This window comes from Acidovorax temperans, assembly GCF_006716905.1.
Taxonomy (GTDB): Bacteria; Pseudomonadota; Gammaproteobacteria; order Burkholderiales; family Burkholderiaceae_C; genus Acidovorax; species Acidovorax temperans.
In genome coordinates this window covers 553,047-566,615 of the sequence record NZ_VFPV01000001.1, presented here as the reverse complement: position 1 = coordinate 566,615, position 13,569 = coordinate 553,047, and the positions used below count along the sequence as shown (strand labels likewise).

Below are 13,569 nucleotides of genomic sequence, written 5' to 3'. Positions count from 1 at the left end.
GCCACGGTCAGCGGGGCCCCAAAAAGCAAAAAGCCGGCAGAGCCGGCTTTTGCGTGACTGGGCGAGGGGCTCAGCTGACGTGCTTGCCAATCAGGCCAGCGAGTTCGAACATGGAAACCTGAGGTTTGCCGAACAGTTCCTTGAGCTTGGCATCGGCGTTGATGTTGCGCTTGTTGGCGGCGTCTTGCAGGTTGTTGGCCTTGATGTAGACCCACAGCTTGCTGATGATCTCCGTGCGTGGCAGTGGCGCAGAACCCACCACGGCAGCCAGTGCGGGGCTGGGTGTGAGGGCCTTCATGAAGGCTGCGTTGGGAGTGCGCTTCTTTGCCGGTGCTGCGGCCTTGTCCGCAGCGGTCTTTGCCGGAGCTTTTTTTGCAGTTGCCATGTTGGGTTTTTCCTTTTTGGACATCAATCTTCACCAGAGAAAAGCGGCTTTCCCACTGGCCAGCCGATGCTACTTTGAAAAAAACGGGTTTCCAAGGGAGAAAAGGCTTTTTTTGCCTCGATTTGTAGCGGCCCTTACCTTGGCTGCGTGGCACGGCAATGAATGATTAACAAACGTAGGCTGGCTGTGTGGCATGACTCGCCTGCAATGTCTGGTGACAATGTGAGCGTTGGAACTGGCGGCTTGAGTCCGCTGGGGCCGCTTTCCTCCTCTCTGACAAAAGGTTTCTCCATGGTTGACCATCCAACGGCTGCATTCAGCACCTGTGATTTGTGCGACGTTCACAAAGCCGATGACAGCGGTGCATTCCGGGTGTTGCCCCCAGGCTTTCTTCACTACGGTGGCAAGGGGGCGTTTTGTGGCCCGGTTGCAACGGTAAAGTGCTTTGAGGACAACACGCTGGTCAAGTCCGCGCTCGATACGCCTGGGCAAGGCCGTGTGCTGGTGGTGGATGGCGGTGCATCGCTGCGCCGCGCACTGGTCGGCGGCAACCTGGCAGCCGCTGGGGCCCGCAATGGCTGGGCGGGGGTGGTCGTCAACGGCTGCGTGCGGGACGCTGCGGAGTTGCGGGCCGCTGCCGTGGGCATCTGCGCCTTGGGGCTCATGCCGCTGCCGACCGAAAAACGCAATGAAGGCCAGAGCAACGTGGCCGTGCTGATCCAGGGCGTGTGGGTGCGCCCCGGCGATTGGCTTTATGCAGACGAGGACGGCATCGTGGTCAGTGCCACATCACTGCTGGGCTGAGGCTGGGCTGGCCGTTTTGCGGGGCGGCAGAGTGGCCAGCAGCACGCTGGCCAAGGCAATGCCCAAGGCCAGGGTCTGGATGCCGGTGAGTGTTTCGCCGAGCACGCACACCCCGACCAGCGCCGCACTCACGGGGAGCATCACGGTGAACACGCCGCCTTGCGCGGCGGGGATGGACTTCAGCCCCGTCATCCACAGCCACACCGTCCACACGCTGGCAGCCAGCGCGTAGAAAACCAGCAGCAGCCACATGCCCGTGCTCACGGCTGCAAAGTCAAACGTGTAAGCGGTATACAGGCCCAAGGGCGTGGCCAGCACAAACCCCCAGACGTTGATCAGTGAGGTGATGCGCTTGGGGCCCAGCGAGCCGGTGAGCTTCTTGCCAATGACCGAATACGCGGCTTCGCATAGCACAGCGCCGATCAGCAGCAGTTGCCCCAGCCAAGTGAGATTGGCAGTGCTATCGCCCGCTTGCGCAACTCCGCCGTGCGTTGAATGCTCTGATTTTGATAGCGATAGCAGTGCAATACCCAGCACGGCGAGCGCTACGGCCGCCCACGTCCGGGGCGGCACCCGTTCACGCAAAAACGCCCAGCTCATCACGGCCACCGCTGCCGGAATGGCAGCCATCGTGACGCCTGCCGACACGGCACTCGTCAGGCTGACGCCATAGAGCATGCACATGGTGAACAGGAAATTGCCCAGGAACGACTCCAGGAATAGCAATCGCTTGGTCTGTGCGCTCATGGGGGGCTCGTCTGCAGGCTTGCGCAGCCAGCCCAGCATGGCAACACCGCCAATCCCAAAACGCAGCCACGCCAGCAAGAACACCGGAATGACCCCTGCCAGCGGTTTGGACAGGGCAACATAACTGCCCACCAAGAACATGCTGAGTGCCAGACAAACGTAGGCCAAGGGTCGGCTGGGGTGGTGCATAACGAACGTCAAATAGTGCAAACAACCCAGCATCATGCACGACGGAACCCACCTTGTTGGCGTGTCACAGACTCATGCGTGGGTGTGAGGCTCCCCGCGTGCAAGCCCCTCAACTGCGATGGCCGCACTGCCTGCCAGTGCCTTCGGCGGGCTTTGTCTTCGTAATGCAACCCGGCATGGCTACCTTGGTGTGCCATCGCAAGACAGGGAGTTGGTTGACCGACGGTTGGCGCTTGCTGGGTTGTGAACGCGCATCGAGAGCCTCTTGGCGTGATGGGTCGCAAAAGCCTGGGGTGAGGAGGGTAGGGGCTGCACGGCCTATGGACTCCTGCTCGTTGCGGCTCCAGCCAGCTTCAGCGTTTTCGGCTTGGTAGAAATTTCTTATCGTAAAAATTCATTTTTGCATTGTGAAATAAAAAGACGTTTCGACTTCTCTAAAAATTTCTTATTGCGATAACAAACTACCGCATTGAGGAATCATGTATTTAAGTCATTGTTTTTAAATAAAAAAATTTATCTCTTGTATAAGACATAAGAGCTTGCTTGTGTCTTATACAAGACTTAAAGTTGTGTCCATGGGCAGAGCAAATTGCCCGGTGTTTTCAACCAACCTCAGGAGTGTCCACATGCCTCAATCCCTCAACGAACAACTGAGCCGCGAACAGCAAATTGCTGCCCTGGAAAAAGACTGGGCGCAAAACCCCCGCTGGAAGGGTGTGAAGCGCGGTTATTCCGCCGCTGATGTGGTGCGCCTGCGTGGTTCGCTGCCCATCGAGTACACCCTGGCCAAGCGCGGTGCTGAAAAGCTGTGGGACAAGATCAACGGTGGCGCCAAGAAGGGCTACGTCAACGCGTTCGGCGCCATCTCCGCTGGCCAAGCCATGCAACAAGCCAAGGCAGGACTGGAAGCCGTGTACCTGTCGGGCTGGCAAGTGGCCGCTGACGGCAACACGTCTGAAACCATGTACCCCGACCAGTCGCTGTACGCCTACGACTCGGTACCCACCATGGTTCGCCGCATCAACAACACCTTCAAGCGCGCTGACGAAATCCAGTGGGGCCGTGGCGTGAACCCTGGCGACAAGGAGTTCATTGACTACTTCCTGCCCATCGTGGCCGACGCGGAAGCCGGTTTCGGCGGTGTGCTCAACGCCTTCGAACTGATGAAGAACATGATTGCCGCAGGCGCAGCCGGCGTGCACTTTGAAGACCAGCTGGCTGCGGTGAAGAAGTGCGGTCACATGGGTGGCAAGGTGCTGGTGCCCACGCAGGAAGCCTGCGAAAAGCTGATCGCTGCCCGCTTCGCTGCCGACGTGATGGGTGTTCCCACCATCGTGCTGGCGCGTACTGACGCTGAAGCCGCCAACCTGATCACCTCTGACCATGACGCCAACGACAAGCCTTTCCTGACTGGCGAGCGCACACAAGAAGGCTTCTACCGCGTGAAGAACGGTCTGGAACAAGCCATCAGCCGTGGCGTGGCCTACGCCCCCTACGCCGACTTGGTGTGGTGCGAAACTGGCGTGCCAGACATCGGCTTCGCCCGTGAATTCGCGCAAGCTGTGCACGCTGCCTGCCCCGGCAAGCTGCTGTCGTACAACTGCTCGCCATCGTTTAACTGGAAGAAGAACCTCAACGACAGCCAGATCGCTTCCTTCCAGGAAGAGCTGTCCGCACTGGGCTACAAGTACCAGTTCATCACGCTGGCGGGCATCCATATCAACTGGTACAACACCTTCCAGTTCGCCCACGCCTACGCTCGCGGCGAAGGCATGAAGCACTACGTTGAAATGGTGCAAGAGCCTGAGTTCGCAGCACGCGACAAGGGCTACACCTTCGTGTCGCACCAGCAGGAAGTCGGCGCAGGCTACTTCGACGACGTGACCACCGTGATCCAGGGCGGTTCGTCCTCCGTGAAGGCCCTCACTGGCTCTACCGAAGAAGAGCAGTTCCACTGATCTGCGCTGGCAGGTAGTGATTCAGAGCCCGGGCTTGCCCGGGCTTTTTGCTGTCCATTCCTCGTGGGTGGTTAAAATGTCGCCAGTTACCACCTACAAGAGCGAGAAAGGCATCTTGGTTATGACACCGCGAACTACGACGGAGATCCTCACCGGCCGCTAGTGGCTGGCCGTTCGCGCCTGCACGAGATGCACTCCCTCCAAAAAGCGCGGCCGGTTCCGCGCTTTTTTGTTTTGAACTTTCTGCGGATGCTGGTGCGTCTGCCTCCTTTCTTACGGACATCCCATGATTCACATTACGCTTCCTGATGGCTCGCAGCGCGAATTTCCAGGACCGGTCACCGTGGCTGAAGTCGCTGCGTCGATTGGCGCAGGTCTGGCCAAGGCCGCATTGGCCGGCAAGATCGGTGACAAGGTGGTCGATACCAGCTACCAGATCACTGCAGACAGCCCGCTGTCGATCATTACAGCCAAGGATGCGGATGGTCTTGAAGTGATTCGCCACTCCACAGCCCACTTGCTGGCTTACGCCGTCAAGCAGCTGTTCCCTGATGCGCAGGTCACCATCGGGCCAGTGATCGAAAACGGGTTTTATTACGACTTTGCGTACAAGCGCCCCTTTACACCTGAAGATCTGGCAGCCATCGAGAAGAAGATGGCTGAGTTGGCTGCGAAGGACGAGCCGGTGGTGCGCCGGGTGCTGCCGCGCGATGAAGCCGTGGCTTATTTCAAGGGCCTGGGGGAACACTACAAGGCTGAAATCATTGCCAGCATTCCCAGCAATGAAGATGTGAGTCTGTACCGCGAAGGTGATTTTGAAGACCTCTGCCGCGGACCGCACGTGCCCAGCACTGGCAAGCTGAAGTTCTTCAAGCTGATGAAGGTGGCGGGCGCGTACTGGCGCGGTGACCACCGCAACGAAATGCTGCAGCGCGTGTATGGCACGGCTTGGGCGAGCAAGGATGAGTTGCAGCAGTACCTCACGATGCTGGAGGAGGCCGAGAAGCGCGACCACCGCAAGCTCGGCCGTGAGCTGGATCTGTTCCATATCGACGAGCACTCGCCCGGTACCGTGTTCTGGCACCCCAAGGGCTGGACTGTGTGGCAAGAGGTGGAGCAATACATGCGCCGCGTGTACCGCGACAACGGCTACCAGGAGGTCAAGGGCCCGCAGATCCTGGACCAGAGCCTTTGGGAAAAGACCGGGCACTGGGACAAGTACCGCGAGAACATGTTCGTGACCGAGTCGGAAAAGCGCGACTATGCGCTCAAGCCGATGAACTGCCCTGGTCACATCATCATCTTCAAGCAAGGCATCAAGAGCTACCGCGATCTGCCGCTGCGGTTTGGTGAGTTCGGACAGTGTCACCGCAACGAGCCGACCGGCGGCTTGCACGGCATCATGCGGGTGCGTGCCTTTACGCAAGACGATGGCCACATCTTCTGCACCGAAGACCAGATCCAGTCGGAAGTGGTGGCTTTCACCAAGCTGCTGCAGAAGGTCTACAAGGACTTTGGTTTCACCGACATCATCTACAAGCTCTCGACTCGTCCAGAAAAGCGCATCGGTACAGCGGAAAGTTGGGACCGTGCGGAAAGCGCACTGGCCGAAGGCCTGCGCGCCTCCGGTTGTGAGTTTGAGTACCTGCCGGGCGAAGGCGCTTTCTACGGCCCCAAGATCGAATACACGCTCAAGGATGCTTTGGGGCGCCAGTGGCAGTGCGGCACGATCCAGGTGGACCCCAATCTGCCAGAGCGCCTGGATGCAGAATTTGTGGGGGAAGACGGTGCGCGCCACCGCCCCATCATGCTGCACCGTGCCATCGTGGGCAGCCTGGAGCGTTTCATCGGAATTTTGATCGAGCAGCATTCGGGCGCACTGCCCACATGGTTGGCTCCAGTGCAGGTTTCGGTGCTCAACATCACTGATTCGCAAGCCGATTACTGTCGTGAAATTGCAGCAAAACTGCAAAAAGCACTGCCCAATCAAGACCTTAGGGTGGCCCTGGATCTGCGTAACGAGAAGATTACGTATAAAATACGTGAGCATTCGTTGCAAAAGCTGCCTTACATCCTTGTCGCGGGCGACAAAGAGAAGGCGGCAGGAGCCGTCGCAGTGCGCGCCCGAGGCAATCGTGACCTCGGTGTGATGTCGGTAGATGCGTTCATTGAACTCATCGCCAAAGACATCGCTGACAAAGCCTGATTTTGAATAAATCTAGCTCTGGGGCACGCCAGTTGCGCGGGTGTAGCTACAATTTTCGTAGCATTTTGATTCAAGGAAGATAGCCATCGCTACTGAATTTCGTGATCGTCGCCAGCGCGAAGAGCGCAAGCACCGCCTGAACCGTGAAATCATGGCCCCAGAAGTTCGTCTTTCTGGGCCTGACAACGAGCCTTTGGGCGTTGTGAGTTTGATGGAAGCCCTTCGCATGGCTGGCGAGCTGGATGTGGATCTGGTGGAAATTGCTGCAACGGCCAACCCCCCGGTTTGCCGCCTGATGGACTACGGAAAGTTCAAGTACCAGGAGCAAAAACGCGCTGCAGAAGCCAAGGCGAAGCAGACGGTCATCGAGATCAAGGAAGTCAAGTTCCGTCCCGGTACGGACGACGGCGACTACAACATCAAAATGCGTAACATCCGCCGCTTTTTGGCGGATGGGGACAAATGCAAGATCACCCTGCGTTTTCGCGGGCGTGAAATTACCCATCAGGAACTCGGCTTGGCACTGCTCAACCGTATTCGTGATGAGTTGGCCGATTCGATCATCGTCGAGCAGTTTCCCAAGTTGGAAGGGCGCCAGATGATCATGATGATCGCACCAGGCAAGAAGAAGCCTGCTGCGGCCAAGCCTGCTGCAGACAACGCAGCAGGTGGCACCGCTGCCTGAGTGAGCAGAGCCGTCTTAGCGAGGTTTGATAAGTTTGTCGGCTTGCGTGTAAACGCATGCCGGTCAAAGGCAGTGTTCGCACTGCCAGCCCCCAGGAGTCACATCCTGGGTAAAAGTGGCTCGGGGCCAACAAGTTTGCAGATCGGTTTGCAAACGCCTCACGAGCACAACGAAAAGGAGCATTCAAATGCCCAAAATGAAGACCAAGAGCAGCGCGAAAAAACGTTTCCGCGTTCGTCCAGGTGGTACCGTCAAGCGCGGTCAGGCCTTCAAGCGTCACATCTTGACCAAGAAGACCACCAAGAACAAGCGCCATCTGCGTGGTGCAGTGAATGTGCATGAGACCAACATGGGCTCGATCGCACAAATGCTGCCTAGCGCTGGCCTGTAATAACTGACGAACAAGGAGTACATACATGCCTCGCGTCAAACGTGGTGTAACGGCCCGTGCCCGTCACAAGAAAGTTCTCGCCCTTGCCAAGGGTTTCCGTGGTCGCCGCGGTAATGTCTTCCGTATCGCCAAACAGGCGGTAATGAAGGCTGGGCAATATGCCTACCGTGACCGCCGCAACAAGAAGCGCGTGTTCCGCCAGTTGTGGATTGCCCGTATCAACGCCGCTGCACGTGAACTGGGCCTGACATACAGCCAGTTCGCCAACGGCCTTAAGAAGGCTTCCATCGAGATCGACCGCAAGATGCTGGCCGACCTCGCAGTGCACGACAAGGCTGCCTTCGGCAGCATCGTGAACCAAGTCAAGGCCAAGCTGGCTGCTTGAGATCACGATAAGGGGCTATCGTTTTGATAGCTTCTTGCGCAATAACAGCAAGGGCTAGAGCTTGAAAAGGCACTAGCCCTTGTTTATTTTCAAGAGTCGATATGAACGAGTTGGATTCTCTGGTCGAAAGCGCGAAGCAACTGTTTGCACAAAGCGCTACCCCTGCTGAGCTGGAAAATGCCAAGGCGCAGTTTTTGGGCAAATCGGGCCGTGTGACGGAGCTCATGAAGGGGATGGCGCAGCTGTCCGTCGAAGAGAAGAAGTCCCGTGGCGCTGCCATCAACCTGACCAAGCAGGCGATCGAAGCCGCACTGACCGCCCGTCGTCAGGCACTGGCAGATGCCGAGCTGCAAGCCCAACTCAAGGCCGAGGCCTTGGATGTGAGCCTGCCAGGCCGCCAGCGCGGGCAGGGCGGTTTGCACCCTGTGTCGCTCACGCTGGAGCGCATCGAGGGCATTTTCGGCTCCATGGGTTTCGATGTGGCTCAAGGCCCCGAGATCGAGACCGACTGGTTCAACTTCACTGCACTGAACACGCCGGAAGACCATCCTGCGCGTTCCATGCACGATACGTTTTACGTGGAGGGCGGCACTGCCACCGCCCCCAACCTGCTGCGCACCCACACCAGCCCGATGCAGATTCGCCATGCCGTGCAGCATGTGAAAAAGCACCGTGCGCTGCTCGACGCAGGCCAGGCCATGCCCGAGATTCGCGTGATCGCCCCGGGCCGCACCTACCGCGTGGACAGCGATGCCACGCATTCGCCCATGTTCCACCAATGCGAAGGCTTGTGGATTGGCGAGAACGTGAGCTTCAAGGATTTGAAGGTCATCTTCACGGACTTCTGCCGCACCTTCTTCGAGAGCGACGACTTGGTGCTGCGGTTCCGCCCCAGCTTCTTCCCGTTCACAGAGCCCAGTGCCGAAATCGACATCCAGTTCCAGACAGGCCCATTGGCCGGTCGTTGGCTGGAGGTGGCGGGTTCCGGTCAGGTGCACCCCAACGTGGTGCGCAACATGGGGCTCGATCCTGAAAAGTACATCGGCTTCGCCTTCGGCATGGGGCCTGACCGCCTGACCATGCTGCGCTATGGCGTCAACGATTTGCGCCTGTTCTTCGACGGTGACATCCGTTTCCTGTCGCAGTTCCAATAACGCAAAAAAGTGAGCTGGCTGCGCTTGTATTCATTGGGTTTCACCATGTTTGGTTGCTGAAACCCTTTCGCAAAAAGCGCTAGCTGCTACTTTTTTAAGAGCAACGCCAAAGAATCCCACTATGCAATTTCCTGAGTCCTGGTTGCGCGAATTCTGCAATCCACCGCTGACGACGCAAGAGCTGGCCGACACCCTGACCATGGCAGGGCTGGAGGTCGAAGAACTGCGTCCCGTGGCGCCTCCCTTCACCAAAATCGTCGTGGGCGAGATCAAGGAAGCTGTGCAGCATCCTGACGCCGATCGCCTGCGCGTGTGCCAGGTCGATGTGGGGCAGGGCGCCCTGCTGAACATCGTTTGCGGCGCGCCCAACGCCCGTGTGGGCATCAAGGTGCCTTGCGCCTTGGTGGGTGCCGAGTTGCCACCCGGTGACGATGGCAAGCCCTTCCTCATCAAGGTGGGCAAGTTGCGCGGTGTGGAGAGCCAGGGCATGTTGTGCTCGGCCCGTGAGCTCAAACTGTCGGAAGACCATGGTGGCTTGCTGGAGCTGGATGCTGCAGCGCCCGTGGGGCAGGACATTCGTGCCTACCTGAATCTGGACGACACGCTGTTCACCCTCAAGCTCACGCCCAATCTCGCGCATTGCCTGAGCGTTTACGGTATTGCCCGCGAGGTGTCAGCGCTGACGGGGGCTCCGCTGCTGCAGCCCGCGTTCCCTGCAGTGCAAACCCAGCTGGCCGACAAGTTGCCGGTGAAGGTCAGTGCGCCTGATTTGTGCGGTCGTTTCTCGGGCCGCATCGTGCGCAATGTGAACACCCGCGCCGCCACGCCGCAGTGGATGCTGGATCGCCTGGCCCGTTGCGGCCAGCGGGGCGTGTCGCCCTTGGTGGATATTTCCAACTACGTGATGTTCGAGCTGGGCCGTCCATCGCACATTTTTGACCTCGACAAGATCCACGGCGGCCTTGACGTGCGCTGGGGCAAGGCGGGCGAGCAACTCAAGCTGCTCAACGGCAATACCGTCACGGTGGATGAAAAAGTCGGTGTGATTGCCGACGACAGCCAGGTGGAGTCGCTCGCCGGGATCATGGGCGGTGATGCCACTGCCGTTTCCGACGACACAAAAAACATCTACATCGAAGCTGCGTTCTGGTGGCCCAAAGCAGTGGCGGGGCGTTCGCGCCGCTTCAATTTCTCTACCGATGCAGGCCACCGCTTTGAACGCGGTGTGGACCCGAGCCTGACGGTAGAGCACATCGAGCGCATTACCCAACTGGTGATCGACATCTGCGGCACGCCCGAGACAGTTTGCGGCCCGGTGGACGACCAAGTGGTGCATCTGCCGGCGTCTCAGCCTGTGGCGCTGCGCGTGGCCCGCGCTGCCAAGGTCATTGGCATGCCGCTCACGCAAGCGCAATGTGTGGACGCCTTGAAGCGCCTGGGCTTGCCCGTGTCTGAGGCCGACGGTGTGATCACGGTGACTCCTCCGAGCTACCGTTTTGATATTGCGATCGAAGAAGACCTGATCGAAGAGGTGGCACGCATGGTGGGTTACAACAACCTGCCGACCACCCCGCCCTTGGCGCCCATCACGCCCAAGCTGCCGGCCGAAGCAACGCGCAGCCCCTTTGCCGTGCGCCGCCTACTGGCCGGGCTGGGTTACCAAGAGACGATCAACTTCAGCTTCGTGGAAGAGCGCTGGGAACATGAGCTGGCTGGCAATCCCAACCCGATCAAGTTGCTCAACCCGATTGCCAGTCAGATGAGCGTGATGCGTTCCACGCTGCTGGGCTCGTTGCTGCAGGTGCTCAAGTTCAACCTGGACCGCAAGGCCCAGCGCGTGCGCGTGTTCGAGCTGGGCCGCGTGTTCTTGCGCGATGCTTCTGTGGCCAACACCGACACCACCGTGGAAGGCTTTCACCAGCCCATGCGGGTGGCGGGTGTGGCCTATGGTGCCAACGATGTGCTCCAGTGGGGGCGCAAAGAGCAGGGCATTGACTTCTTCGACGTCAAGGGCGATGTTGAAGCGATGCTGGCACCGCTGCGTGCCACCTTCGAGCCTGGTACCCATCCGGCGATGCACCCTGGCCGCTGCGCCCGTGTGCTGATGAACGGCAAGCTGATTGGCCACGTGGGTGAGTTGCATCCGCAATGGCGCCAGTCATGGGAGTTGCCTCAAGCGCCTGTGCTGTTCGAACTGGAGCTGGATGCCGTGCTGCAACGCACCGTGCCTCAGTTCAAGGCTGTGGCCAAACACCAGGCGGTGGAACGCGATCTGGCAATTGTTGTGGCAGAGCGTGTGACCCACAGCGAAGTCATGGCTGCGGTGGAGTCGGCTGTGCCTGCGTCACTGCTGCGTTCCGCTGTGCTGTTTGACGTGTACCGTCCCAAGGCGGTCCGGCCTGGGGAAGAGCACGCCGCAGGTGGCGCTGTGGCTGCCGGAGAAAAGAGTCTGGCGGTGCGCTTGACCTTGGGGCGCGACGAAGCCTCGCTCACCGAGGCTGAAATCGAAGCGGCCGTGCAGGCCGTGGTCACGCAGCTGGTTGCCCGCACGGGTGGCCGCCTGCGCGTTTGATGCTGGAAGATGCCCCAAGTGATTGAATTCGCAGTTGACAGCCTTGAGACCAACGCGCTGACGAAAGCCCAGCTGGCAGACCTGTTGTTTGACCAGATCGGCTTGAACAAGCGCGAGTCCAAGGACATGGTCGATGCCTTCTTTGATCTCATCGTGCAGAGCTTGATTGACGGCAAGGACGTGAAGCTGTCCGGATTTGGCAACTTCCAGATCCGGACCAAGGCTCCACGGCCTGGACGCAACCCCCGTACCGGGGAAGAGATCCCGATCGAGGCTCGGCGCGTGGTTACCTTTCACGCCAGCAGCAAACTCAAGGAGCAGATACAAGGCAGCGCCGCTGACAGCGCGGCGTGAACCATTTATCGGATCTCCGAGAAATCTGCGCAACGACAGTGGTGACGCAGCCGCCTCTGCAGTACGCTAGGCGGTTTAACGTCTTCGTCGGTCTCCCATCATGGGCGTAACGCTTCCTGTCATTCCGGCCAAACGCTACTTCACCATCGGTGAGGTCGCTGAACTCTGCGGCGTCAAGCCGCATGTGCTGCGTTATTGGGAGCAGGAATTCACGCAGCTGCGTCCCATGAAGCGTCGAGGCAATCGCCGTTATTACCAGCACCATGAGGTGCTGATGATCCGCCGGATTCGGGATCTGCTCTACGACCAAGGCTTCACGATCAGCGGTGCACGCAACCGTCTGCAAGAGCTGTCCCATGTAGAGCGTGAAAATGCAGCGCCCATGCTTGACGTTAACGACGCGACTGATGGTGCAGAGGGTGATGCTGAACACGGCACCCTTGCAGCATCTGCAGTGGACGGCGGCGTCGTTCTGGACTTGATCGCGGTGCGTCGAGAATTGTTGGAGATAAAGGCGCTTCTTTCGTGAGAAGGTCGATTTTGTGTATATAATCTAAGTCTTGTCGGCGTGTAGCGCAGCCTGGTAGCGCACTTGCATGGGGTGCAAGGGGTCGCGAGTTCGAATCCCGCCACGCCGACCATTGATTGCAAAAGCCCGGTTCTGAAAGGAGCCGGGCTTTTTTGCTTTGTGCAATGCAAAACATGGGATCGGGGACAACATGATTGAAGGTTTGGTGGCAGGCCGAGTGTGGAGTTCGGCCGAGCGCCGGGTGGACAAGGCCGGCAGGCCTTATTGCGTTGCCAAGCTCAGGGTTCTGGGTGCTGACTCTGAAGGTGTGCTGGTCAATCTGATCGCTTTTGATTCCGATGTGTGTGACAGCCTTTTGCGCACCCACGAAGGGGATGCCATCTCGGTGACCGGTGCGCTGACTCCCAAGGTGTGGACGGACAAACAAGGGATCAGCAAGCCTGCTCTGGACATGGTTGCGCACCGCATCTTGCGCATGGGAGACGCCCAGCATTTCGACTGAGGTGCTGTGATCACCACGTCTGGCTTGCGCCACAGCTGGGCTTGGAATTGTGACAAGTGCTAGGAAGATGGCGGTGTGCCCTGCCGGGTAGCGAACCCCATGGCATCCAACTCTTCCGGGGTGACTTCAATCTCAATCACCTCGGGTTGGCGAGGCTCAACCGTTACTCTTCTTTCATGATTCAGCGGGGGTTGGCCCACCGTTTGCCTGCGGTCTCGTCCGCTGCGGCGATCCATTGGTTGCTTGGGTTGCACGGCCTTTATGCCTCCCTGCAGTGGTGTTGGCAAGATCATCTGTTGATGGCTCGACTTGCGCTGCATCTTTGCGCAGTGCGCTAGCCCTGAAGTTTCCATGCCCCGCAGAAATTCGCAAGCAAATTTTTGCACGGTGTGTCTTGGAAGGTGTGGTGTTAACTGTGACGAGCAGGGCGTCGTACTGAATGCACTTAGCGTGAGTTGCTATGTGTTTGAGTTCGAGGCGCGTTCGAGTGACTGGTGCCGATCATCAAAGTCGGCATCTGCTCGGCTCAGGTCCCGAGAGCTGAAGCTATTCGATTGCATCTCCTCTCCCGCCCATCGCCAATAAAAAAGCCCTGACTCTTGCGAATCAGGGCCTTTTATTTGGTGCCGGAGAGATGAATCGAACACCCGACCTTCTCATTACGAATGAGCTGCTCTACCGACTGAGCTACACCGGCTTTAGACTCAA

Annotated in this window: 14 protein-coding genes and 2 tRNA genes; 13 read left to right on the top strand and 3 right to left on the bottom strand. The window is 58.7% G+C overall.

Annotated features, from left to right (window positions below):
* Positions 1–70 precede the first annotated feature (70 nt).
* Complete coding sequence (locus BDD18_RS02835) at positions 71–385, bottom strand: SWIB/MDM2 domain-containing protein (RefSeq protein WP_044399212.1); 315 nt, start codon at positions 383–385, stop codon at positions 71–73.
* Between BDD18_RS02835 and BDD18_RS22020 the strand changes: the two genes are divergently transcribed.
* Together BDD18_RS22020 and rraA are read left to right on the top strand one after the other, a co-directional pair.
* The gene (locus BDD18_RS22020; RefSeq protein WP_170207357.1) at positions 297–551 is read left to right on the top strand and encodes a hypothetical protein; all 255 of its coding nucleotides are present in this window, start codon (positions 297–299) and stop codon (positions 549–551) included. The genes BDD18_RS02835 and BDD18_RS22020 overlap by 89 nt on opposite strands.
* A 125-nt stretch (positions 552–676) precedes the next feature.
* Entirely contained in the window at positions 677–1,189 is a 513-nt protein-coding gene (gene rraA, locus BDD18_RS02830; RefSeq protein WP_066696891.1) for a ribonuclease E activity regulator RraA, read from the top strand.
* Here the strand turns inward: rraA and BDD18_RS02825 are convergent.
* Positions 1,175–2,125: a DMT family transporter gene (locus BDD18_RS02825; RefSeq protein WP_142081267.1), complete on the bottom strand. Its 951-nt coding sequence runs from the start codon at positions 2,123–2,125 to the stop codon at positions 1,175–1,177. The genes rraA and BDD18_RS02825 overlap by 15 nt on opposite strands.
* A gap of 626 nt (positions 2,126–2,751) precedes the next feature.
* Here BDD18_RS02825 and aceA point away from each other — a divergent pair.
* The 11 genes from aceA (at position 2,752) to BDD18_RS02770 (ending at position 12,861) form a co-directional block, all read left to right on the top strand.
* Positions 2,752–4,083 carry an isocitrate lyase gene (gene aceA, locus BDD18_RS02820; RefSeq protein WP_142081265.1) on the top strand — a complete coding sequence of 444 codons (1,332 nt, stop codon included), beginning with the start codon at positions 2,752–2,754 and terminating at the stop codon, positions 4,081–4,083.
* Positions 4,084–4,369: 286 nt separating this feature from the next.
* Positions 4,370–6,289: a threonine--tRNA ligase gene (thrS, locus tag BDD18_RS02815; RefSeq protein WP_142081264.1), complete on the top strand. Its 1,920-nt coding sequence runs from the start codon at positions 4,370–4,372 to the stop codon at positions 6,287–6,289.
* Between the two features lie 79 nt (positions 6,290–6,368).
* A complete protein-coding gene (gene infC / locus BDD18_RS02810; RefSeq protein WP_142081262.1) occupies positions 6,369–6,974 on the top strand; it encodes a translation initiation factor IF-3 in 606 nt (201 codons plus the stop codon).
* A gap of 187 nt (positions 6,975–7,161) precedes the next feature.
* The gene (gene rpmI, locus BDD18_RS02805) at positions 7,162–7,365 is read left to right on the top strand and encodes a 50S ribosomal protein L35 (RefSeq protein WP_005795135.1); all 204 of its coding nucleotides are present in this window, start codon (positions 7,162–7,164) and stop codon (positions 7,363–7,365) included.
* 25 nt (positions 7,366–7,390) lie between these two features.
* The gene (gene rplT / locus BDD18_RS02800) at positions 7,391–7,750 is read left to right on the top strand and encodes a 50S ribosomal protein L20 (RefSeq protein ID WP_044399160.1); all 360 of its coding nucleotides are present in this window, start codon (positions 7,391–7,393) and stop codon (positions 7,748–7,750) included.
* 101 nt (positions 7,751–7,851) lie between these two features.
* Entirely contained in the window at positions 7,852–8,904 is a 1,053-nt protein-coding gene (pheS, locus tag BDD18_RS02795; protein ID WP_044399158.1) for a phenylalanine--tRNA ligase subunit alpha, read from the top strand.
* 121 nt (positions 8,905–9,025) lie between these two features.
* Positions 9,026–11,476: a phenylalanine--tRNA ligase subunit beta gene (gene pheT, locus BDD18_RS02790; protein WP_142081260.1), complete on the top strand. Its 2,451-nt coding sequence runs from the start codon at positions 9,026–9,028 to the stop codon at positions 11,474–11,476.
* 9 nt (positions 11,477–11,485) lie between these two features.
* Positions 11,486–11,830, top strand: coding sequence for an integration host factor subunit alpha (locus BDD18_RS02785; RefSeq protein WP_044399154.1), 345 nt, complete (start codon positions 11,486–11,488; stop codon positions 11,828–11,830).
* A 100-nt stretch (positions 11,831–11,930) separates the two neighbouring features.
* The gene (locus BDD18_RS02780) at positions 11,931–12,359 is read left to right on the top strand and encodes a MerR family transcriptional regulator (RefSeq protein ID WP_044399152.1); all 429 of its coding nucleotides are present in this window, start codon (positions 11,931–11,933) and stop codon (positions 12,357–12,359) included.
* Positions 12,360–12,394: 35 nt separating this feature from the next.
* Positions 12,395–12,471 (top strand) — tRNA-Pro (locus BDD18_RS02775).
* 78 nt (positions 12,472–12,549) lie between these two features.
* Positions 12,550–12,861, top strand: coding sequence for a single stranded DNA-binding domain-containing protein (locus BDD18_RS02770; protein ID WP_066696873.1), 312 nt, complete (start codon positions 12,550–12,552; stop codon positions 12,859–12,861).
* A 621-nt stretch (positions 12,862–13,482) separates the two neighbouring features.
* Here the strand turns inward: BDD18_RS02770 and BDD18_RS02760 are convergent.
* Positions 13,483–13,558, bottom strand: a tRNA-Thr gene (locus tag BDD18_RS02760).
* Positions 13,559–13,569 lie beyond the last annotated feature (11 nt).

Coding starts and splice junctions, on each gene's coding strand:
- BDD18_RS22020 (WP_170207357.1), top strand. CDS start 297: ATGAAGGCTGCGTTGGGAGTGCGCTTCTTTGCCGGTGCTGCGGCCTTG.
- BDD18_RS02835 (WP_044399212.1), bottom strand. CDS start 385: ATGGCAACTGCAAAAAAAGCTCCGGCAAAGACCGCTGCGGACAAGGCC.
- rraA (WP_066696891.1), top strand. CDS start 677: ATGGTTGACCATCCAACGGCTGCATTCAGCACCTGTGATTTGTGCGAC.
- BDD18_RS02825 (WP_142081267.1), bottom strand. CDS start 2,125: ATGCACCACCCCAGCCGACCCTTGGCCTACGTTTGTCTGGCACTCAGC.
- aceA (WP_142081265.1), top strand. CDS start 2,752: ATGCCTCAATCCCTCAACGAACAACTGAGCCGCGAACAGCAAATTGCT.
- thrS (WP_142081264.1), top strand. CDS start 4,370: ATGATTCACATTACGCTTCCTGATGGCTCGCAGCGCGAATTTCCAGGA.
- rpmI (WP_005795135.1), top strand. CDS start 7,162: ATGCCCAAAATGAAGACCAAGAGCAGCGCGAAAAAACGTTTCCGCGTT.
- rplT (WP_044399160.1), top strand. CDS start 7,391: ATGCCTCGCGTCAAACGTGGTGTAACGGCCCGTGCCCGTCACAAGAAA.
- pheS (WP_044399158.1), top strand. CDS start 7,852: ATGAACGAGTTGGATTCTCTGGTCGAAAGCGCGAAGCAACTGTTTGCA.
- pheT (WP_142081260.1), top strand. CDS start 9,026: ATGCAATTTCCTGAGTCCTGGTTGCGCGAATTCTGCAATCCACCGCTG.
- BDD18_RS02785 (WP_044399154.1), top strand. CDS start 11,486: ATGCCCCAAGTGATTGAATTCGCAGTTGACAGCCTTGAGACCAACGCG.
- BDD18_RS02780 (WP_044399152.1), top strand. CDS start 11,931: ATGGGCGTAACGCTTCCTGTCATTCCGGCCAAACGCTACTTCACCATC.
- BDD18_RS02770 (WP_066696873.1), top strand. CDS start 12,550: ATGATTGAAGGTTTGGTGGCAGGCCGAGTGTGGAGTTCGGCCGAGCGC.